Below are 20943 nucleotides of genomic sequence, written 5' to 3' on the forward strand. Positions count from 1 at the left end.
GGCGCTGATGAAGCTGCACGACATGCTCAAGGCACGCAACGCGCCTAAGCCCGGCAGCTTCATCAGTCTCGACGAAGATCAGAAGCGGGAATATTTCCGCGTCGCGCGCCAGCGTAACCGGGCCAAGGTGCGCGCCGCCCCCTCGGTCGCCGCCACCGCAGCCAACATCAGTCAGGCGCTCGCCGACGCGGCGCTGATGATCCTCGCCACCGGCGCGCCCGGCGCCGACCAGGTGCGCAAGGTGCTGCAGACGATCTTCGCGCAGCGGCCGGGTGTCCCTATCGCGGTCGAGACCAAGGCGAAGAAGGGCAAGCTCAAACCGAAACTGATCGCCAGGAGTGACCCATGAACGGTCTGCCCGTCCTGCCGGCGAAATGGATGCTGCCGGGCAAATCCCAACCTCCAACCACCGACATGCAAGGATCGCTTCTATGAGTGGCATTCAAGAATTGAAACGCGACCAGCTCCTATCCGAGATCGGCGAAGACGTCGTCACCGCCGACATGCTGGCGGCGAGACTCGGCATCTGCACCCGCACTGTCTATCGCTACGTGAGCCAGCTCCGCGAGCGTGGCCACAAGATCCTGTCGGGGCCAGGCTTCGGCTACCTGAGACTCGAGCGCCGTCCGGAGGTGCAGCCATGACCGCCGGAGAGACAAAAAAGCCCGACGCCACCGCTCGCAAACAGTCCGATCGAGAGGCGTCGCCGATCGTCATGGATCACCAGACGATGCTCGTCTATCGCGATTTCATGCTGGCCGGCGGTGCCGAGATGGGCGAGCGACCCGCACCAAGACCTGACCACAAATAGACAGCTTTTCTACTTGACTTCATTGTAACCAAAATGGTTACGTGATGCATCGATTTGGCTACACCAGGAACCAGAAATGAACGAGTTGCCCGCCATAGTCGTCGCCGGCTTAGGTCGATGCGGGACATCGTTGATGATGCAGATGCTGCATGCCGGCGGCGTGCCCTGCGTTGGGGACTGGCCAGATTTCGAGACGAACGCCAGCATGTTCGGTCAGTTCGATCCCAAGGCGTTCTCGGCCCTTCGCGGCAAGGCGATCAAGCTCATCACGCCCGCGGACCTGCCCATTGGCCCGATGCCGCGCCATGTCGTCATCTGGCTCGATCGAGACCCGCAAGAGCAGGCCAGATCGCAGTTGAAGTTGCTGGACCGGATCGGGGCTCCGGTGGCGAACAACCGGAAATCGATGCGCGTCTTCGTCGCCGGCCTGCGCCGCGAACGGCCCTTGAACATGGCGGCGGCCGGCGTCGGGCGGCTTCCAAATCTGAGGCTGAGTTTCGAGCGCCTGATCACGCGGCCAGCCCATACCGTTGCCGCGCTCGAGGCGTCCCTGCTTTCGTACGGATACGACACCGTCGACAGCCGGGCGATGCAGCGGCAAATCCGTCCGCGCTCGCCCGCCTGCTACCCCGGCATGATGGAGTTCGAGCTGCTCAATTCCCAAAGCTTCGAGCGGCAACGCTCGCAACCAGGTCGCCCCGGGGCCGCCCTTTAGGTCCCACGACGTCAACCCCTACCACGGAGAGTAACAATGGAAGACAAGAGCCTACGCCTTATCGAACTGACCGCCGGGATTGTCTCGGCCTATGTCGCCAACAACCCGGTGCCGGTCGGCCAGCTGCCCGACCTGATCGCCAGCGTCAGCGGCGCCGTGAACAAGCTTGACGCCCCTGCGATCGTCAACGCGACCGCGCCCAAGGAGCCGGCGGTCAACCCCAAGAAGTCGATCCTTCCCGATCACATCATCTGCCTGGAGGATGGTAAGAAGTTCAAATCCTTGAAGCGTCACCTTCGGACCGAGTTCGGCATGACGCCCGATGAATACCGCGCCAAGTGGAACCTTCCCGCCGACTATCCGATGGTCTCGCCGAATTACTCGGCGACGCGCTCGGCGCTGGCGAAATCGAGCGGCCTCGGCCGCCACGCCAAGGTTGTGCCGATCCGCGCCAAAGCCGGCGCGCGCCGCGCTTTCGCCTAGGCAGGGCAATGAACGTCAGCACCGTCGTAGATCGGCTCGCGAAGGGCGATCACCTGCACCTCGGCTTCTCCAGTGGCCAGAGGCGTTGGTGGTTCGAAGGGCCATTCCAGGCCATCCCCGAGCATGTCATTCACGCGGCGGTGCGTGATGGGGCTGTCGCCGTGATCGAGGCCGGCGACAGCCTTTTCGGCCTCAAGGGAAATTCGCAGACTTGGCTGGTCGAGGAGGGTTCCGATGTCCGGTGATCCATGGGCCAGCTACGACGCCTGGAAGACGACGCCGCCCGACTGGCACATGCCCTACTGGATGGACCCGGACCGCGACGAGCTGGCCCGCATGCACCGCAACTACGATCTCACGCCGTTCTTCGATGGCGACGAGAGCCGATACGAATGGCTTTGTGAGGAGCGCGACGAGCTGGCGCGCATCGATGCCCATGAACGTGCGCCCGAGGATGATGACTTCGAGGAGATGGAAGCATGAGCAGGTCAGGCTACGTCGACGACATGGACGACCAATGGGCACATATCCGCTGGCGCGGCGCCGTCAAGAGCGCCCTGCGCGGCAAGCGAGGGCAAGCCTTCCTGCATGAGATGGCGGCCGCGATGGACGCAATGCCAGTCAAGCGCCTTGTGGCCATGGAGCTTGAGACGGCCGGGGAAGTCTGCGCCATCGGCTCCGTCGGCCGTGCGCGCGGCGTCGACATGAGCAAGCTCGATCCTGAGGACTATTCGACCGTCGCCGGCACCTTCGGCATCGCTGAATGCCTCGCCCAAGAGATCGTCTACATGAACGACGAGTTTTGGTACTGGTCCTGCGACGAGAAGGGCTACATCAACAAGGATGAGGCCGGCCGGCACCTCAAGATCACGCCCGAGGAGCGGTTTGCGAAGATGCGCGCCTGGATCGAAGGGCACATCTCCAAGCCTGCCAAAGCGAAGGCGTCGCCATGATCGAGCGCCTGGACGACAAGATCGAGCTTTGTTGCAACGAATGCGGCGAAAGCGCCGGCCGCGTGTTCGACCGCGATGACTTCGACGTGATGATCCAGCACGCCAAGGACGGCGGCTGGCGCGTTTTCAAGGTCGGCCGCGAATGGCAGCACAACTGCTCGGACTGCCGCGATGACCGTTGAATGCAGCCACACGATCACGCGCGGCCGGCTCGGCGCCAAGGGCTCCTGGTGCGAAGGGTGCGGGATCAAGGTGCTGGAGGTGCACGACCGCCCTTGCGGCGAGTGCCGGCACTACAAGCCCGACGGTCCACGGGTTGGCATCTGCCTGCCCAAGCTGATGATGGTCACGGCCGACATGAACGTTACCTATTACGTGGTCGACGGGCCGGGCCGCTACGGGCTCTGCTTCGAGGCGATTGAAGGGACACCGTCATGACCTGGCTCATCATCCCGATCGCCATCACCGCGTTGATCGCCCTCTGGCTGTGGCGCCGGCGCGGCCGGCGCGACTTCAATGCGATCGACGACCTCGAGATGGCCATCTATGCCGTCATCACCACATGGCTGTTGTATGCCGTGCTTCTCACCGGAGGCTGGCTTTGAGCGAAGCGCCCGTCTTTTCGGCATCGTCATGAACGACCAGCCTCCCGAGGTGCTGACCGTCGCCAAGACGCCAGACTACTGGTCGTCGCTTTTTCACGACAAAGGGTTGCGTATGTCCGCGAGGTCGTTGCGCGAGAAGGCCATCAAGGCTGGCCTCTGCTACCAAGTCGACAAGAAAATATTGATCTCGCCGCGGCAGATCGACGAGTTGTTTTTGTGGAGTAAGTCATGCCGCTCACCATCTACAAGCGTGGCCGGTTCTACTGGCTCACGGGAACAGTCCCGACCAGAGAAGGCGAGCACCGCGTACACGAGAGCACGGGCCAGACTGACGAAAGGCAAGCGGACAAGGTCCGGCTGAGCCGAGAGAACGCCGCGCAGAGGGAGATCGACCTCGATCCCAAGGACCGCTACACCTTCGCCCAGGCCGTTGAGCTTTACCTCAACGCGGGCAAGGATGACCGTTTCGTCCTTCCGCTGCTTGATCACTTCAAGGACACCAGGATCTCGGACATGACCGGGACGGACGTGCGCGCCGCCGCCAAGGTGCTTTATCCGACTGCGGTCTACACGACGTGGAACCGGCAGGCGGTGAGCCCGGCCCGGGCCGTCATCAATTTCGCGGCCGACGAGGGCAAGTGCCGTGAGGTGTTGATCAAGGGCTTTTCGAAGAATGACCGCGATGCGCGCCGGTCGAGCGCGCCGCCGAAGCGCGCCGTCGATCGATCCTACATCAACACGTTCCGCGACCACAGCGACGACCCGAGGTTGAGCGCCTTGATGCTGTTCCTGTTCCAGACCGGCGCCCGCATCTCCGATGCACTCAAGCTGGAGGACGAGTCGACCGATATCGACCTGGTGAACCGCAAGGTCATCTTCCGCGACATGAAAAACGGCGAGGATGGCGAGGCCGACCTCACCATCGAAATGGTCTATGAAATCCAACAGCTCCGCGAGTGGAAGCGGGAACGACTGGCCGCATGGGAGGTGCGCGTCCCTTGGGATCGCAAGCGAGCTGGCGAGCGTCACAGCGGGCGCGGCGCGAAAAAGCCGAACAACAGGCTGTTCGGCTATATCCAGCGCGGCTCGGTCTACAAGGACATCAAACGCATCTGCAAACTGGCAGGCCTTCCATATCTCGGCACGCATCAGCCAGGACGCCACAGTTTCGCAACCGAGATGATCGTGCGGCACGGTGTCGACGTCGCCACGACGGCCGCCAAGGGCCGGTGGAAGACCAAGAAGCTGCTCATGGAAAACTACACCCACGCCGAGAAGGGCACGGGCGTCATCGACAAGGTGTTCGGGAAGAAGAAGCCGCGCCCGCCGGCGAATGGTGACAACGGAACCAAAGTGGCACCGAGACCTTACACCAGCCGAAAACGACCAGCCTGATAACGATATGAATTTGTTGGGAAAAGTGGCTTGGTGCCAGTTTGGTTACTCCCTTACCAAGGGAGTGCTCTACCACTGAGCTACCGCAGCCGCTGATGGCGGGGCTTCTGCCATATCGAACCGGCAAGCGCAAGGCCAAGAACAACGCTTCTGTGAAAGCCTTTGCCGAATAGCTTTCAATGACATGGCGGCGCCACAATGTTGGCTATCCCTGAACGGCAGGTTTGGCCGGGTCGTCGGCCGGGACGGGACGATGAGCGACAAGACGATATCACCGAAAAAGGGCGGCACGGACCGCAAGGACCGGCTCGCCGAGCAATTGCGCGCCAATCTGCAGAAGCGCAAGGCGCAGTCGCGCTCGCGCCGCACGGGTGAAGCCGACCAGAGGCCGGACGGGCTCGGTGCGGCCCAGGAAATACGGAAAGATTAACTCAAATCGGCCACTCTTGGCCCGGATGCGTGGAAATCCTATTTCTTGAACCACACCGGCCAATGGTCTAGACGGGCCGATACTCAAACGATTGAACCGGCCTTTTTGGCCGAGAGGGACATTCTCCAATGGATCGCATCAGAATTGTCGGCGGCAACAAGCTTGCCGGGAGCATTCCGATCTCGGGCGCGAAAAACGCCGCTTTGCCGCTGATGATCGCCTCGCTGCTGACCGACGACACGCTGACGCTGGAAAACGTGCCGCATCTGGCCGATGTCGAGCAGTTGATCCGCATCCTCGGCAATCACGGCGTCGATTACTCGGTCAATGGCCGCCGCGAGAAGCAGAATGAAGGCTATTCGCGCACCATCAACTTCTCCGCACGCAACATCGTCGACACGACGGCGCCCTACGAGCTGGTGTCGAAGATGCGGGCTTCATTCTGGGTGATCGGCCCGCTACTGGCCCGCATGGGCGAGGCCAAGGTATCGCTGCCCGGCGGCTGCGCCATCGGCACGCGCCCGGTCGACCTGTTCCTCGAAGGCCTGCAGGCGCTTGGCGCCGATCTCGACGTCGACACCGGCTATGTCATCGCCAAGACCAAGAATGGCCGCCTGGTCGGCAACCGCTATGTCTTCCCCAAGGTCTCGGTCGGCGCCACCCATGTGCTGATGATGGCGGCTTCGCTGGCCAAGGGCGAGACAGTGCTGGAAAACGCCGCCTGCGAGCCTGAAATCGTTAACCTCGCCGAATGCCTCAACGCCATGGGCGCCAGGATTTCCGGCGCCGGCACACCGACCATCACCATCGACGGTGTCGAATCGCTGTCGGGCGCGCGCGTGCGCGTCATTCCCGACCGCATCGAGACCGGCACCTATGCCATGGCGGTCGCCATGACGGGCGGCGACGTCGTGCTCGAAGGCGCGCGGCCGGAACTGTTGCAGACCGCGCTGGACGTGATTTCGCAGACGGGTGCCGAGATCACCCAGACCAATTCCGGCATCCGCGTGAAGCGCAACGGCGCCGGCATTTCGCCGGTCGACGTGACGACGGCGCCCTTCCCGGCCTTCCCGACCGATCTGCAGGCGCAGTTCATGGGCCTGATGACCATGGCCAAGGGCAAGTCGCGCATCACCGAGACGATCTTCGAGAACCGCTTCATGCACGTCCAGGAACTGGCCCGGCTCGGCGCCCACATCACGCTTTCGGGCCAGACGGCGATCGTCGACGGCGTGGCGAAGCTGAAAGGTGCGCCGGTCATGGCCACCGACCTTCGCGCTTCCGTCTCGCTGGTCATCGCCGGCCTCGCCGCCGAAGGCGAGACCACGGTCAACCGCGTCTACCACCTCGACCGCGGCTTCGAGCGGCTGGAGGAAAAACTGTCCAATTGCGGCGCGGTGATCGAGCGCATTTCCGCCTGACGATCGAACGGCGGCAGCTTCGGACGGAGGCTGCCCGGGCGGCCTTCATCCCCCTGCCAGCACCGCAAAGCCGAGGCAATTGCCTCGGGCGGAAGTCGTGTCGCGGTTGCACCGGCCGGAAAGACCGCCTAACAGAGGGCTGAAACCAACCTTAGGTACAAATCCCGCATGGCCCTCAAGCTTATCGCGCTCGACGACCAGGATCTGAGCATCGTCTCGGCCCATGTCCAGGACGCCGTGATGAAGGTGTCGGACCTCGAATTCCTGCCTGCGGCCAAGCGTTTTGTGCTGACCATGAACCGTTTCGTCTGGGAGGCGAAGTCGGGTCTGTTCCGCCAGCACAATGAGCGGCGGCAGGCCGTGCTGCATTTCGACCGGGTGCTGGGCGCCAAAACCAATGGCATTGCCCGCGACAAGCCGGCCGAGGTGCTGTCCCTGCTGGCGATCAGCTTCATCGAGATCAGCAAGCCGGCCGGCATCGTCGAACTCATCTTTTCGGGCGGCGGCACCATCATGCTCGATGTCGAATGCATCGAGGCCCGCCTTGCCGACATAGGCGGCGCGTGGGAAGCCACGTCGCGCCCCATCCACAAGGCTTGAGTGCCCATGGCCATCACGCTTCGCCAGTCCGACGCCGATTTCGAGCAGCGCTTCGCCGCTTTCCTGACGACCAAGCGGGAAGTGTCCGAGGACGTCGACGCAGGGGTTCGCCAGATCATCGCGCGTGTGCGCGCCGAAGGTGACGCGGCACTGATCGACTATACGCAACGATACGATCGGGCCGATTTGAAGAGCCTCGGCATTGCCGTGTCGAAGCAAGACATTGCGGCCGCTTACGAGACGGCCGATCCAAAGGCGATCGAAGCGCTCGAATTCGCGCGCGATCGCATCCGCTCCCACCACGAGCGGCAGCGGCCGAAGGACGATCGCTACACGGATGCCGCCGGCGTCGAGCTCGGCTGGCGCTGGACAGCGATCGAGGCGGTTGGGCTCTATGTGCCGGGCGGCACGGCGAGCTATCCAAGCTCGGTGCTGATGAACGCCGTGCCGGCCCGGGTGGCCGGCGTCGAGCGCGTTGTCATGGTGGTGCCGGCGCCGGGTGGCATCATCAATCCGCTGGTGCTGGTGGCGGCCGACATATCAGGCGTGACCGAAATCTACCGCGTCGGCGGCGCGCATGCGATCGCTGCCCTTGCCTATGGCACAGAGACCATAAAGCCGGTTGCCAAGATCGTCGGACCGGGCAATGCCTATGTCGCGGCGGCCAAACGCCAGGTGTTCGGCACGGTCGGCATCGACATGATCGCCGGCCCCTCGGAAGTGCTCGTGGTGGCCGACGGCAGCAACAATCCCGACTGGATCGCCGCCGATCTGCTCGCCCAGGCCGAACACGATGTGTCGGCGCAATCGATCCTGATCACCGACGATCCGGCCTTCGGCAAGGCGGTCGAACAGGCGGTCGAACGGCAATTGCAGACCCTGCCGCGCGGTGAAACGGCAGCGGCGAGCTGGCGCGATTTCGGCGCGGTGATCGAGGTCGCGACTATCGAGGCCGCGCTGCCGCTGGTCGACCGCATCGCCGCCGAACATGTCGAACTGGCCATCGACGATGCCGAAGGTTTCCTGTCGCGGATGCGCAATGCCGGCGCCGTCTTTCTCGGGCGCCACACGCCGGAAGCCATCGGCGACTATGTCGGCGGCTCCAACCACGTGCTGCCGACGGCACGCTCGGCGCGCTTCTCGTCAGGCCTGTCCGTGCTCGATTTCGTCAAGCGCACCTCGATCTTGAAACTCGGGCCGGAGCAATTGCGCGTGCTCGCGCCAGCGGCGATCGCGCTCGCCGAGGCGGAAGGGCTCGACGCGCATGGCCGCTCCGTCGCCATCCGGCTGAACATGTAGGCCGAGATGACGGGCTCCGATCAAACCCGCGCAAAACTGATCGATGTCGAACTCGATGAATCGATCGGCCGTTCGACGCCCGATGTCGAGCATGAGCGGGCAGTGGCGATCTTCGACCTGATCGAGGAGAACAGTTTTCAGCCCGTCAACGACAGCGGGGCCGGCCCCTACCGGCTGAAACTGTCGCTGGCCGAGCAGCGTCTGGTCTTTGCCGTTACCCGCGAGGACGGTACCCCGGTGGTCACCCACATCCTGTCGCTGACGCCGCTCAGGCGCATCGTCAAGGATTACTACATGATCTGCGAAAGCTACTACGACGCCATCCGCTCCTCGACGCCGAGCCATATCGAGGCGATCGACATGGGCCGGCGCGGCTTGCACAATGAAGGTTCGCAGACGCTGATGGACCGGCTGTCCGGCAAGATCGACATCGACTTCGACACGGCGCGCCGGCTGTTCACGCTGGTCTGCGTGCTGCACTGGCGGGGCTAGCCCTGGCACCCGGCGCCCTGCCCCGCTCGATCCTGTTCGTGTGCGGCATGAATGCCGTGCGCTCGCCAATGGCCGAGCAACTGGCGCGCCGGATGCTGCCCGCCACTATCTTCGTCGCTTCGGCCGGCGTGCGCGCCGGCGAGCGCGACCCATTCGTCGATGCCGTGCTGGCGGAGGAGGGCCTGTCGCTGGGCGAGCGTCATCCCAGAACGCTGGACGATCTCGAGGACGACTATTTCGACCTGATCGTGACGCTGGCGCCGGAAGCGCACCATGCCGCGCTGGAACTCACCCGCTCGCTCGCCGTCGAGGTCGAATACTGGCCGACACAGGACCCGACTGGCGCCAGCGGCACGCGCGAACAGATCATGGCGGCCTACCGCGAGGTGCGCGAGCGGCTGAAGTTGCGCATAAGCCGACGTTTCTTGGCTTCAGAGGCAAAAAACGCGACGGATTAAGCGTGTTCACAAGCGGACGATTATCATATAGGTTCCGCCGAAATTCCAGCCGGGGCGCTGGAACTGCCATCCAAGCAAAGGTATCGAATGCCGAAGGAAGAAGTCCTCGAGTTTCCGGGTGTCGTGACGGAATTGTTGCCGAACGCGATGTTCCGGGTGAAGCTCGAAAACGAACACGAGATCATCGCCCATACGGCCGGCCGCATGCGCAAGAACCGCATCCGCGTGCTGACCGGCGACAAGGTTCTGGTCGAGATGACGCCATACGACCTGACCAAGGGCCGCATCACCTACCGCTTCAAGTAAGATCAAGCCTGACTGGTCCGCGATGAGCATTTTGCAGAAGCTGGTGCTTGCTTCGGGTTCGCCGCGCCGCATCGAACTGTTGCAGCAGGCCGGCATCGAGCCGGACCGTATCCTGCCAGCCGATATCGACGAAACGCCGCTGCGTGCGGAGCATCCGCGCTCGCTGGCCAAGCGGCTATCGACGGAAAAAGCCGAGAAGGCGTTCGCCTCGCTGAAGACCGAGACGGACTATGCGCCAAGCTTCGTTCTGGCCGCCGACACGGTGGTCGCGGTCGGGCGGCGCATCCTGCCCAAGGCCGAAACGCTGGACGATGCCGCCAACTGCCTCGGGCTGCTGTCCGGCCGCTCTCACCGGGTCTATTCCGGCATCTGCCTGATCACACCGGGCGGCAAGCTGCGCCAGCGGCTGGTCGAGACGCGGGTGCGTTTCAAGCGGCTGCCGCGCGAGGAGATCGAAGCCTATGTCGCCTCGGGCGAATGGCGCGGCAAGGCCGGCGGCTATGCCGTCCAGGGTCTCGCCGGCTCGTTCGTCGTCAAGCTGGTCGGCTCCTACACCAACATCGTCGGCCTGCCGCTCTATGAGACGGTGGCCCTGCTATCGGGCGAAGGCTTCAAGATCCATCAGAACTGGCTGACCGCACGGCCATGAATTCCGACTCCAAAGTCACGCCGCTGCGGCCAAAGCGCCCCTGCCCCGAATGCGGCAAGCCGTCGGCGCGCGACACCTTTCCGTTCTGCTCAGCCCGCTGCAAGGACATCGACCTCAACCGCTGGCTGAAGGGCGCCTATGTCATCAAGGCCCGCGACGACGAGGAAGAACCCGACGCCGACGAGCCCAAGTAAGACCGAGATCGCCCGTCAGGCAGCCTCGGTCTTGCGGCTCACGCGCGCCCAGGCCGGCAGCCAGTCGCCGTGAGCGGCCAGGAGATCGTCGACCAGTGACCAGATCTGGTCGAGGTCGAGTTCGGCCGCCGTGTGCGGATCCATCATCGCCGCATGATAGATGTGCTCGCGATTCTCGCTCATCAGCGCCCGCACCGTCAGTTCCTGGACGTTGATGTTGGTGCGGATCAGCGCCGTCAGCTGCGGCGGGAGATCGCCTATATAGGTCGGCTGGATGCCGGAAGCATCGACCAGGCAGGGCACTTCGGCAGCGCAGTCGCGGGGCAGCGAGGTGATGCAGCCATTGTTGCGGACATTGCCGTAGATCACCGACGGTTCGCTGGTCCAGACCGAGTTCATGATCGAGGAGGCATACTCCCTGGACTCCTCGACCTCGATGCGCTGCGCCGAGCGGTAGGCCTGCGCCTGGTCTTTCCAGCGCTCGATCTGCTCGATGCAGCGCTTGGGGTATTCGTCGAGCGGAATGCCGTATTTCTCGATCAGATCGTGGCGACCTTCCTTGATGAAATAGGGCGTGTATTCGGCGAAATGCTCCGAGCTTTCGGTGACAAAATAGCCAAGCCTGGTCAGCATCTCGTAGCGCACCTTGTTGGGGCAGCGCGGATTCCAGCCCGGCTTGGGCGCGCGACCTTCGCGATAGGCGCGCACGAGATCCGGATAGAGGTCGCGGTAGGAGCCGTCGGGCTGGCGGTGCTCGAATTTTAGGTAGAAAGCCATGTGGTTGATGCCGGCCGAGCGGTAGCGGATGTCTTCGTAGGGAAGGCCGAGATCATGCGCCAGTTCCATCGCCGTGCCCTGCACCGAGTGACAGAGCCCGACCTGCTTGATGGCGGGGTATTTCTCTGAAATCGCCCAGGTGTTGATCGCCATCGGGTTGACATATTGCAGCATGATCGCTTCGGGGCAGACGGCGAGCATGTCCTCGCAGATCTTCCACAGATGCGGCACGGTCCTCAGGCCGCGCATGATGCCGCCGACGCCGAGCGTGTCGGCGATCGTCTGGCGCAGGCCATATTTCTTCGGCACTTCGAAATCGGTGACGGTGCAGGGCTCGTAGCCGCCGATCTGGAAGGCGACTACGACGAAATCGGCGCCGGCAAGTGCCTTGCGCTGGTCGGAATAGGTCTCGGCCTTCGCCTTCACGCCGAGCGTCGCGATCAGCTTGTTGACGACGATGGCGCTCTCTTCCAGCCGCTGCGGATTAATGTCCATCAGCGCGATCGTCGCGCCCGAGAGTGCTGGCCGCTGCAGCACGTCGCCGACAATGTTCTTCATGAACACGGTCGAGCCGGCGCCGATGAAAGTGATCCTGGGATGTCTTGCCATACTAACCTCCGGCATATGTTCAAGCCACGTCGAAAGCGGCTCGGACGAGCCGTTCGGTGTAGGCGGTCTTGGGATTGGTGAGGACCTCGTCGACAGGTCCCTGCTCGACGATCTTGCCGTGCTGCATGACGATGACGCGGTGGCACAGCGCGCGCACCACCTTGAGATCGTGCGAGATGAAGAGGTAGCTGAGGCCGCGCTCGTCCTGCAGCTTGCGCAGTAGGTCGATGATCTGCGCCTGGACGGAGAGGTCGAGCGCGGATGTCGGCTCGTCGAGCAGGATGAATTCGGGCTCAAGCGCGATGGCGCGGGCGATCGCGACGCGCTGGCGCTGCCCGCCAGAGAATTCGTGCGGGAACCGCGACAGGATATCGCCCGGCATGCCGGCGCTGACCAGCGCCTCACGCACCCGGTCCACCCGCTCCGCCCGCGTCGCGCCGATGCTGTTGACGACCAGCCCTTCCTCGATGATCTGGCCGATCGTCATGCGCGGATTGAGCGACGAGAACGGATCCTGGAAAACGATCTGCATGCGCGAGCGCAGCGGCCGCATCTCGTTGCGCGACAGGCCCTGGATCGGTTGGCCGTCGAAACGGATTTCGCCGCGCCTGGTGTCGATCAATCTCAGCAGCGCCTGGCCGAAGGTGGTCTTGCCGGAACCGGATTCACCGACCAGCCCCAGCGTCTCATGGCGGCAAAGCTTGAGGCCGAGATCGTCGACGGCGACCAGTTCGCGCCAGTCCGGCTTCAGGAAACCGCCGTGGCGCAGCATGAAGCAGACGCGCACATCATTCGCCTCGAGGATGGCGCCGCTGCCCTCAGGAAGCGGTTGCGGACGCCCGTGCGGCTCCGCGGCGAGCAGCCGCTGCGTGTAGGGATGCTGCGGGTCGGCAAACAGCCGTTCGGTGACGTTGTGCTCGCACATCGCGCCATGCTGCATGACATAGACATAGTCGGAGAATTTGCGCACCACTGTGAGATCGTGGGTGATCAGGATCACCGCCATCCGCAGCTCTTTCTGCAGATTGCGGATCAGGTTGAGGATTTGCGCCTGGACGGTGACGTCGAGCGCGGTGGTCGGCTCATCGGCGATCAACACGTCAGGATTGTTGGCCAGCGCCATGGCGATCATCACGCGCTGCCGCTGACCGCCCGAAAGCTGGTGCGGATATTGCTTGAGCCGTGCTTCCGGCTCGGGGATCTGGACGTGCCGCAGCAGCTCGAGCGCCCGTGCCCAGGCTTGCCGGCGGCTCACCTTACGGTGCACCCGGATCGCCTCGACGATCTGGCTGCCGACCGTATAGATCGGGTTAAGCGAGCTCATCGGCTCCTGGAAGATCATCGAGATGCGGTTACCGCGCAGCTTGCGCCGCTCGCTCTCGGGAAATTTCAGGATGTTCTGGCCGTCGTAACAGATGCTCGATTTCGGCGACACGGTGGCCCGGCGCGACAGCAGCCCCATGACGGCGCGAGCCGTCACCGACTTGCCGGAACCGGATTCGCCGACGATGGCAATCGTCTCGCCACGATAGAGCTGGAACGAGATGTCCTTGACCGCTTCGACAACACCGTGCTCGACCTTGAAGGCGACCTCGATATTGCGAGCGTCGATGATGGGCTGGTCCTGGCGCCCGTCATGGTCATGACGGACGGTGGGGGCGAAGGATTCGGCGAGTACGACGGTCATCCCAGCCACCTCAATACGGATCGACGGCGTCGCGCAGGCCGTCGCCCAGCGCGTTGAAGGCAAAGACGGTGGCGAGCACGAAACCGACTGGCGACAGGATCCAGGGATAGGTGCCGATGACGGAATAGGTCGCGGTGTCCTGCAGCATCAGGCCCCAGGAGATCAGTGGCGGCTTGACCGCGAAGCCGAGGAACCCGAGGAAGCATTCGAGCAGCACCACCGTCGGGATTGCCAAGGTGACGGCGACGATCACGTGGCTCATCACATTGGGCAAGATGTGCTGCAGGATGATGCGCCGGTCGGTGGCGCCGACCGCCATGGCGGCGCGCACATATTCGATGCGCGCCAGCGCCAACGTCTTACCGCGCACCTCGCGCGACATCTGCGCCCAGCCCAGCGCCGACATGACGATGATGACGAAAGCGAGGAAGACATTGGTCGGCGCGGTGACGGGGATCAGCGTCGTCAGCGCCAGATAGAGCGGCAGCTGCGGGAAGGCGAGCACCAGTTCGACGAAGCGCTGCATCCAGATATCGAACCGGCCGCCGAAATAGCCGGAAACAGTGCCGACCGTGGTGCCGATGACGGTTATGATGAAGACGACCGTCAGCGCGATCATCAGCGAGACCCGTGAGCCATGGATGGCGCGCGACAGCACATCGCGGCCGAACTTGTCGGTGCCGAGGAAATGCACCGGCTGGCCGTCCATCGAGGCGAAGAAATGCCGGTTCGCCGGTATTAGTCCGAAGAGCTTGTAAGGCGCGCCCTCGGTAAAGAAGCCGAGCAGCCTTGGATGGTCGTAGTCGGGGCCGACCACGGGCTGGAAGGTGACCGGATCGAGGTCGGCCGAATCGGCCAGCGCATAGACCCGCGGCCGCGCGACGAAATTGCCGTCCTTATCGTGGAAGGAGGGCAGTTGCGGCGGCGCGAAGCCGACATCGGTCGCCTTCGGGTCCATCGGCGCCAGGAACTCGGCGAACACGGCCATGACCAGCAGCAGCACCACGAGCCAAAGCCCGGCCATGCCGGTCCAGGAGCGCTTCAGCCGGCGCCAGACCAGCGCGATATAGCTTTCATTGCCGCGCGCCGGTTTGGCGACGATGGGCCCTTCGGCGGGCAGCGGCGGCGGTGATGGATCGCGGGCCAGCATCTAGCTCTCTCCGTATTGGCGGATGCGCGGGTCGAGCAGGACGAGCAGCATGTCGGCGATGATGTTGCCGACGATCAGCGTCGCCGCCAGCACCATCATGAAGGTGGCGGTGACGTAGACATCGCCGACCGCCATCGAGCCGACAACCGCCGGGCCGACGGTCGGCAGCGCGAAGATGATTGCCGTCTCGATCTCGCCGGTGAGCATGTAGGGCAACACCACACCCTGATACATGACGAGCGGATGCAGCGCATTGGGCACGGCATGGCGCATGACGACGGCGCTGCCGGTCAGGCCCTTGGCTCTCGCGGTCTCGACATATTGCGCGTTGAGCGTGTCGAGCAGATTGCCGCGCATGACCCGCATATTGTAGGCGAGGCCGCCGAAAGTGGCGATCGCGACCACCGGCCAGACATGCTTGACCAGGTCGACGAACTTCGCCCACGACCATGGCGCACCGCCATATTGCGGCGAGAAGAATGAGCCGATCTCCGACACGTTGAACTGGAAGACCAGCAGATAGACGATGATCAGCGCCATCAGGAAGCGCGGCACCGTCATGCCGAGGAAGGCGATGGCCGAAAGCGTCGAGTCGATCCAGGTGTATTGCCTTGTCGCCGCCCATATGCCGAAGGTGATGCCCAGCACCGAGGCGAGCAAATGGCAGACCAGCGCCAGGAGCAGCGTGCGCGGCAGGCGCTCGCCCACGACATCGGCGACCGGCTTGTTGTAGTAGAGGCTGTAGCCGAAATCGCCGCGAGTGATGATTCCGCCGATCCAGTTGAGATACTGGACGGGCAGCGGCTTATCGAGGCCGTGTTCGACGCGGTAGGCCTGGGCCTGCGCATCGGCCTCGGCGAAGGAGGCACCGCCCTGGTTGATCAGCTGCGAACGGATGTAGTCGGCATAGTCACCAGGTGGTGCCTGGATGATGGCGAAGGTGACGAGGCTCAGGATTGCGAGGACCGGTATTGCCGACGCTATGCGCATAGCCAAGAATCGCAGCATGGACGGTCGGCTTCCTCATTTCGCCGGACGCTCCCATCGAGGGTCGTTCGGAGGGTTGGTTTGCCCTGGCCGCGCCAGCGGCGCGGCCAGGTCTCTTTTGGTCAGGGGAGGTAAACTTACATCGGACCCTTGTCTCCGGGCTTGCCCGGGAGCTCCTGTGGGAACAATTCGTATTTCGCCTGCTTGTCGGCCGCGACGAAGACGCGTTCGCGGACGATCGAATCCTCGGCCCAGTTGAACATGAAGATCGGCGTGCCCTGCGGAATGTTCGAGAAACGCTTGTTGACGATCAGCGCGCCGGGATATTCCGTCAGGCCGACATTGTAGACATGTTCCGTCGAGATCTTCTGGAACTCTTTCATCAGGCTGGCGCGTTTGTCGTTGTCTTCCGACGCGACGAACTTGTTGACGATGTCGACCAGGTCTTTTTCGAAAGGCATCAGGTCGACCTCGCCGCTTTCCGGCGCGCGGTGGTTCCAACTGGTCTTCGGACCGACAGGCGCGAGCTGCTCGGTGTTCTGCACGACCGAGGTCAGTTCCTGGTCGTTGCGCCGGATCAGCCAGTCGAAGCGGCCGGAGTATTGCGAGGCATCGCGCTGGGTGCCGTTGAGGCCGTTGAGCACGACCCTCAAGCCCAGCTTTTCCATCTGGGCGACAACACCTTCGGCGAGGCTTTTGTCTGTGCCGTAGTCGTTGTTGACCAGCATCACGATCTCGACGTTCTTGCCGCCGGCGGTGCCGGCCGGGAAGTTCACGAAACCGTCGCCGTCGGTATCCTTGAGGCCGGCCTTTGCGAGTTCGGCCTTGGCGCCAGCGAGGTCGAACGGATAGTAGACGGTCGACTTGCGGTCATAGAAGCTGGTGCCCGAGGAGAAGCCGCCGGGATAGATGGCGGTGAACGGCCCTTTGACCAGGGAGTCGCCCAGCGCCTTGCGGTCGAGCGCCATGGTGATGGCCTTGCGGAAATCCTCGTTGCGGTTCAGCTCGCGAACCGCCTGGCTGCGTTCGTCCGGGTTGCCCCAGCCGTTGGCTGAAAAATTCATGCGCAGATTGTAGCCGATGAGGCGTGGACCGAAGGCGAGCCGTGCCGGCGCGTTCGCTTCAGCGGCGCGCTTCAGCGAGGCGACAAAGTTTTCCGGCTGCTCGAGGTTGGAGAAGTCGCCCGAGCCGGCGACCGCCTGGACGTCGCGGTCGGCCCAGGTCGACAGCTTGTACTGCAGTTCGTTGAGGTAGGGCAGCTGGTTTCCCTTTTCATCGACCTTCCAGTAGTAGGGGTTGCGGCGCATGACGATGATGTCGTCCGGCCGGTATTCGACCGGAACCCAGGCGCCCATCACCGGCATGTTCATATATTCCGGCGGGAAGGCGTTCTTGAACTGGTCGTAGGTGTTCTTCGAATATTTCGGATGCTGCGGCTTCAATATGTGCGCCGGGCCGGGACAGAAGGTGCCGTAAGCCATGGCGTAGAGGTACTGTTTCGGAAAGGCGTCCTTGAACGTCCATTCGACAGTGTAGTCGTCGATCTTCTTCAGCGTCGTGCCGACGCCGAAGGTTTCGGGCGTCGCGCCATTGAGCGGCGAGACGTTCGGGTCGACCACCTCGTCATCCCAATAGAACATGACGTCGTCGGCGTTGAAGGCCACGCCATCGGACCATTTCGCGCCCTCGATCAGATGCATGGTCAGCTTGTGGCCGTCCTTCGACCAGTCCCAGCTTTTGGCCAGATTCGGCAGCGGCTCGGTGTCCTTGGCTTCGACCTGGAACAGCGGCGCCGTGCGCGTCAGGCATTCGGAGAGGCCGATATCGATGCCGCCCCAGCCCTGCGTTTGGCCGGCGCCGTAGTTCCAGCCTTCGGGCCGGCCGCCGATGACATGGCGCATGGTGTCGCCATAGACGCCGATGCCGTTGGGCATGTTGGCCGTCTTGAAGACCAGCGGCTCCTTCGGCAACCTGTCCTTGACCGGCGGCAGTTTGCCGGTCTTGACGTATTTTTCGGTCACCCAATCCGGCTCGTGATATTCCGGCAGGGCCTTGAACTCCAGGATGGAGTCGCGCGCCACGTATTTGATCTTGCCCTCGGCCGGAAAGGTCGCCGGCACCGGCGGGACTGTCGGCTCTGAAGCGAAAGCGTTGAGTGCCGGAACAGAGACGCTCAGCGCCAGTCCGGCGGCAATGCCAATGCTGCGTAGGTTTCTCATAGTCTCCTCCCTCATGTTCAGACGTTTTCTGCTGCTCGTCTCTGCTCGGACGGCTCAATGCGATGGACCTGCCTCCCAAGGTCCGCCGCCGCGCCCGGGTTTTTCAGCCGGCCTGTTTGAGCGCGGCTTTTTCGGCGCGCAATTCCTCGATCGAGCGCACGTTTCGCCGCGCAGCACCCGCCCATTCGCGGGTCTTGACCGCGGATTTCGACAGCCGCTCCTTGGCGGCCGGAACGGCATGCGCATATTGCGGCAGCCATTGAGCCTGGGCGACGACCATTTCGTCCACCATCTGCCAGACTTCCTCCGGCGTCGATACCGCACCGACCAGCGGGTCATGCAGCACGGCCAGTTTCAAGAGATCGATGTCGCCTGATACCGCGGCATGGACCGACATGCGCTGGACGTTGATCGAGGACATGCAGGTGGCCGCACAGGCCTCCGGCAGCGTGATGCCGGCGGCCATATTGATGCCGAAACGGTCGACGAAACCGGGCGACTCGATGATGGCATCCTGCGGCAAATTGGTGATCACGCCGTCATTCCTGACGTTGAAGTGGCCACGATAGACGCGGTTGGTCTCCAGCGCCTCCAATATGTGGCTGGCATGTTCGTTGGAGCGCTTGGCCGGATCGATCGGCTTCGACGCCGCTTCGAGGAATTGCGGATACTCCGTCTCGAACCAGTTGCGGGTTTCGGTGGAGTAGCGGAGATAGCCGCCGGTCTCGCCATGGATCCAATCCGACATGTCGATCCAGCGCGTGATCTCGTCGGGGCGCTTGCGGTACCATGGCAGATATTCGGAGAGATGGCCGTTGCTCTCGGTCGAATAGACGCCGAAGCGCTTCAAGACATCGATGCGCAGCTTTTCCTGCTGCGAATAGACCGGATGCGCCTCGAAGGCGGCAACCAGTTCATCCTTGCCGATCTTGCGGCCATTCAGCCGCAAATCGATGAACCAGGTCTGGTGATTGATGCCGGAACAGACATAGTCGAGCTCGTGCCTGGACTTCGCACCAAGCACCTCGGCGATCTGCTCGGCACCATGCTGGACGCCGTGGCAGAGGCCGACCGTGTCGACCTTGCCGTACTCGATCGCCGCCCAGGTGTTCATGGCCATCGGGTTGGCATAGTTGAGGAATTTGGCGTCCGTCGCGGCGACCTCGCGTATGTCCTTGCAGAAGTCGAGGATCACCGGAATGTTGCGCTGGCCATAGAGGATGCCGCCGGCGCAGATCGTGTCGCCGACGCACTGGTCGATGCCATATTTCAACGGAATGCGGATATCGTCGGCATAGGCTTCCAGACCGCCGACCCGCACACAGCTGATGACATAGCGCGCGCCTTCGAGCGCCTTGCGGCGATCGGTTGTCGCCGTCACCCTGGTTGGCAAACCATTCGCCTCGACGACCTTGTCGAGAATAGCCTTGATCATCCCGAGATTGTGTTCGCTGAGGTCGGTCAGCGCGAATTCGATATCCCTGAATTCGGGCACGCACAGGATGTCGGTGAACAGTTTCTTGGTGAATCCGACACTGCCGGCTCCGATGATAGCGATTTTGAAACTCATCAGCCGTACCTCATCCTGTTCCAGTGACAGGCCGGGAATGACAGGGGTGGGGCGCAGCCACATGCCATGGCATGTGTACGGGACAAGCCGGATTCCCGCCTGCCAACCTCCCTGTCCGCTCCTCGCCTGCGGATCTCTCTCGCTTTTCGAGGGGGATTATGCCCTTATTCACGAGCGCGACCAGAGAAGGATTATGCTTTCAAGGGTAATTTTGTGCTACGAGATTTGATCGCCAACGGACAGTCGATGCGCACCATCTCGCTGCCGCGCGGCCGGCAGCGCCTGCATGCCATGCCGACAAGCACCGGCTATGAGGTGCGCGAGGACGAGATCTATGACTGGGACGGACGCAAACGCGGCCAGACGCCGTTCACCGTGCTCCAGCACACGATCAGCGGCACCGGCCGGCTGCGCTACGAGAACCGCAACTATCGCCTGCAAGAGAACGACACGCTGCTGGTGCTGGTGCCGCACAACCACCGCTATTGGCTGGCGAGCGACGAGCGCTGGGAATATTTCTGGATCTCGATGAACGGCGAGGAGGCGCTGCGCATCCATAAGTCGATCCTCAGCATCTCCGGTCCGGTGTTCCGGCTTAAGCCAGCGACGATCGACCACCTTGCCGATTGCAGCCTGCGCCTCATCAAGGGGGCGGCCTCAGCGGGTGCCGCGTCCGCTATTGCCTACGAGGCGGCGATGGCGCTCTATGACGATGTCTTCGGCTCGCATGCCTTTGCCGAAAAACAGAGCGCCATGCAGCCGGTCATCGATCATATCAACGCCAATCTCGACAAACCGCTGCCGGTGGCGGACCTCGTCCAGATCAGTGGCCTCAGCCGGGCCCATTTTTCGCGCTGCTTCGCCGAGAGCGAAGGCCTGCCGCCCGCCGAGTTCGTGCTGCAGCAGCGCTTGCAGCGGGCGGCGAAGCTGTTGACCAAGGCGGACTTCCTGCCGGTGAAGGAAGTCGCCATCCTGAGCGGCTTCGAGGATGCGAATTATTTTTCGAAGGTCTTCCGCCGCCTCTACGGCACCACGCCCAGCCAGTTCCGCACCACCGGCATGTATGCCAGTCTGCGGACCCCGGCCAGGCGCGGCGTCAGGGTGTCGGACGACGAGACCTGATGCCGCTTTTT

28 protein-coding genes are annotated in these 20943 nt (G+C 63.1%); 22 read left to right on the forward strand and 6 right to left on the reverse strand.

Annotated elements, in window-relative coordinates; translation table 11 throughout:
- The first annotated feature begins 7 nt into the window (after window positions 1-7).
- The 21 genes from JG747_RS31375 (at window position 8) to yacG (ending at window position 10811) form a co-directional block, all read left to right on the forward strand.
- Complete coding sequence (locus JG747_RS31375) at window positions 8-349, forward strand: hypothetical protein (protein WP_202360785.1); 342 nt, start codon at window positions 8-10, stop codon at window positions 347-349.
- 82 nt (window positions 350-431) lie between these two features.
- Window positions 432-644 carry a helix-turn-helix domain-containing protein gene (locus JG747_RS31380; RefSeq protein ID WP_202360786.1) on the forward strand — a complete coding sequence of 71 codons (213 nt, stop codon included), beginning with the start codon at window positions 432-434 and terminating at the stop codon, window positions 642-644.
- Complete coding sequence (locus JG747_RS31385) at window positions 641-811, forward strand: hypothetical protein (RefSeq protein ID WP_202360787.1); 171 nt, start codon at window positions 641-643, stop codon at window positions 809-811. Before JG747_RS31380 ends, JG747_RS31385 begins: the two co-directional genes overlap by 4 nt.
- Window positions 812-953: 142 nt before the next feature.
- Window positions 954-1526 carry a hypothetical protein gene (locus JG747_RS31390; RefSeq protein ID WP_202360788.1) on the forward strand — a complete coding sequence of 191 codons (573 nt, stop codon included), beginning with the start codon at window positions 954-956 and terminating at the stop codon, window positions 1524-1526.
- 36 nt (window positions 1527-1562) lie between these two features.
- A complete protein-coding gene (locus JG747_RS31395) occupies window positions 1563-2009 on the forward strand; it encodes a MucR family transcriptional regulator (RefSeq protein WP_202360789.1) in 447 nt (148 codons plus the stop codon).
- An 8-nt stretch (window positions 2010-2017) separates the two neighbouring features.
- On the forward strand, window positions 2018-2254 hold the full coding sequence (locus JG747_RS31400) for a hypothetical protein (RefSeq protein WP_202360790.1): 237 nt from the start codon (window positions 2018-2020) through the stop codon (window positions 2252-2254).
- The gene (locus JG747_RS31405) at window positions 2244-2492 is read left to right on the forward strand and encodes a hypothetical protein (protein ID WP_202360791.1); all 249 of its coding nucleotides are present in this window, start codon (window positions 2244-2246) and stop codon (window positions 2490-2492) included. Before JG747_RS31400 ends, JG747_RS31405 begins: the two co-directional genes overlap by 11 nt.
- Window positions 2489-2962, forward strand: a complete 474-nt coding sequence (locus tag JG747_RS31410; RefSeq protein WP_202360792.1) for a hypothetical protein — start codon at window positions 2489-2491, stop codon at window positions 2960-2962. The genes JG747_RS31405 and JG747_RS31410 overlap by 4 nt, the downstream gene beginning before the upstream one ends.
- Entirely contained in the window at window positions 2959-3144 is a 186-nt protein-coding gene (locus JG747_RS31415; RefSeq protein ID WP_202360793.1) for a hypothetical protein, read from the forward strand. Before JG747_RS31410 ends, JG747_RS31415 begins: the two co-directional genes overlap by 4 nt.
- Window positions 3134-3400 (forward strand): hypothetical protein, encoded by a 267-nt coding sequence (locus JG747_RS31420; RefSeq protein ID WP_202360794.1) that lies wholly within the window; start codon window positions 3134-3136, stop codon window positions 3398-3400. The genes JG747_RS31415 and JG747_RS31420 overlap by 11 nt, the downstream gene beginning before the upstream one ends.
- The gene (locus JG747_RS31425; RefSeq protein ID WP_202360795.1) at window positions 3397-3567 is read left to right on the forward strand and encodes a hypothetical protein; all 171 of its coding nucleotides are present in this window, start codon (window positions 3397-3399) and stop codon (window positions 3565-3567) included. Before JG747_RS31420 ends, JG747_RS31425 begins: the two co-directional genes overlap by 4 nt.
- Window positions 3568-3795: 228 nt before the next feature.
- Entirely contained in the window at window positions 3796-4962 is a 1167-nt protein-coding gene (locus JG747_RS31430) for a tyrosine-type recombinase/integrase (RefSeq protein ID WP_202360796.1), read from the forward strand.
- Window positions 4963-5146: 184 nt separating this feature from the next.
- Entirely contained in the window at window positions 5147-5392 is a 246-nt protein-coding gene (locus tag JG747_RS31435) for a hypothetical protein (RefSeq protein WP_019860403.1), read from the forward strand.
- A 128-nt stretch (window positions 5393-5520) separates the two neighbouring features.
- Window positions 5521-6813, forward strand: coding sequence for a UDP-N-acetylglucosamine 1-carboxyvinyltransferase (gene murA, locus JG747_RS31440; protein WP_010914066.1), 1293 nt, complete (start codon window positions 5521-5523; stop codon window positions 6811-6813).
- Between the two features lie 168 nt (window positions 6814-6981).
- Complete coding sequence (locus tag JG747_RS31445; protein WP_019860404.1) at window positions 6982-7413, forward strand: DUF2948 family protein; 432 nt, start codon at window positions 6982-6984, stop codon at window positions 7411-7413.
- A 6-nt stretch (window positions 7414-7419) separates the two neighbouring features.
- A complete protein-coding gene (gene hisD, locus JG747_RS31450; RefSeq protein ID WP_019860405.1) occupies window positions 7420-8712 on the forward strand; it encodes a histidinol dehydrogenase in 1293 nt (430 codons plus the stop codon).
- A gap of 6 nt (window positions 8713-8718) precedes the next feature.
- On the forward strand, window positions 8719-9204 hold the full coding sequence (locus JG747_RS31455) for a UPF0262 family protein (protein WP_019860406.1): 486 nt from the start codon (window positions 8719-8721) through the stop codon (window positions 9202-9204).
- A 47-nt stretch (window positions 9205-9251) separates the two neighbouring features.
- The gene (locus JG747_RS31460; protein ID WP_019860407.1) at window positions 9252-9662 is read left to right on the forward strand and encodes an arsenate-mycothiol transferase ArsC; all 411 of its coding nucleotides are present in this window, start codon (window positions 9252-9254) and stop codon (window positions 9660-9662) included.
- Between the two features lie 87 nt (window positions 9663-9749).
- The gene (gene infA, locus JG747_RS31465; RefSeq protein WP_006200926.1) at window positions 9750-9968 is read left to right on the forward strand and encodes a translation initiation factor IF-1; all 219 of its coding nucleotides are present in this window, start codon (window positions 9750-9752) and stop codon (window positions 9966-9968) included.
- Window positions 9969-9990: 22 nt separating this feature from the next.
- Complete coding sequence (locus JG747_RS31470; RefSeq protein WP_038644546.1) at window positions 9991-10617, forward strand: Maf-like protein; 627 nt, start codon at window positions 9991-9993, stop codon at window positions 10615-10617.
- Window positions 10614-10811: a DNA gyrase inhibitor YacG gene (gene yacG, locus JG747_RS31475; protein ID WP_019860409.1), complete on the forward strand. Its 198-nt coding sequence runs from the start codon at window positions 10614-10616 to the stop codon at window positions 10809-10811. The genes JG747_RS31470 and yacG overlap by 4 nt, the downstream gene beginning before the upstream one ends.
- Window positions 10812-10826: 15 nt before the next feature.
- Here the strand turns inward: yacG and melA (JG747_RS31480) are convergent, their stop codons facing one another.
- The 6 genes from melA (JG747_RS31480) to melA (JG747_RS31505) form a co-directional block, all read right to left on the reverse strand.
- Complete coding sequence (gene melA / locus JG747_RS31480; protein WP_202360797.1) at window positions 10827-12197, reverse strand: alpha-glucosidase/alpha-galactosidase; 1371 nt, start codon at window positions 12195-12197, stop codon at window positions 10827-10829.
- A 19-nt stretch (window positions 12198-12216) separates the two neighbouring features.
- The gene (locus JG747_RS31485; protein WP_202360798.1) at window positions 12217-13884 is read right to left on the reverse strand and encodes an ABC transporter ATP-binding protein; all 1668 of its coding nucleotides are present in this window, start codon (window positions 13882-13884) and stop codon (window positions 12217-12219) included.
- Between the two features lie 10 nt (window positions 13885-13894).
- Window positions 13895-15034, reverse strand: coding sequence for an ABC transporter permease (locus JG747_RS31490; protein ID WP_019860413.1), 1140 nt, complete (start codon window positions 15032-15034; stop codon window positions 13895-13897).
- On the reverse strand, window positions 15035-16042 hold the full coding sequence (locus JG747_RS31495; protein ID WP_019860414.1) for an ABC transporter permease: 1008 nt from the start codon (window positions 16040-16042) through the stop codon (window positions 15035-15037).
- Between the two features lie 116 nt (window positions 16043-16158).
- Window positions 16159-18240: an ABC transporter substrate-binding protein gene (locus JG747_RS31500; RefSeq protein ID WP_019860415.1), complete on the reverse strand. Its 2082-nt coding sequence runs from the start codon at window positions 18238-18240 to the stop codon at window positions 16159-16161.
- A 103-nt stretch (window positions 18241-18343) separates the two neighbouring features.
- Complete coding sequence (gene melA, locus JG747_RS31505; RefSeq protein ID WP_202360799.1) at window positions 18344-19810, reverse strand: alpha-glucosidase/alpha-galactosidase; 1467 nt, start codon at window positions 19808-19810, stop codon at window positions 18344-18346.
- Between the two features lie 66 nt (window positions 19811-19876).
- Between melA (JG747_RS31505) and JG747_RS31510 the strand changes: the two genes are divergently transcribed.
- Window positions 19877-20932 (forward strand): AraC family transcriptional regulator, encoded by a 1056-nt coding sequence (locus tag JG747_RS31510; RefSeq protein ID WP_202360800.1) that lies wholly within the window; start codon window positions 19877-19879, stop codon window positions 20930-20932.
- The last annotated feature ends 11 nt before the right edge of the window (window positions 20933-20943 follow it).

Source organism: Mesorhizobium sp. 131-3-5, assembly GCF_016756575.1.
Taxonomy (GTDB): Bacteria; Pseudomonadota; Alphaproteobacteria; order Rhizobiales; family Rhizobiaceae; genus Mesorhizobium; species Mesorhizobium jarvisii.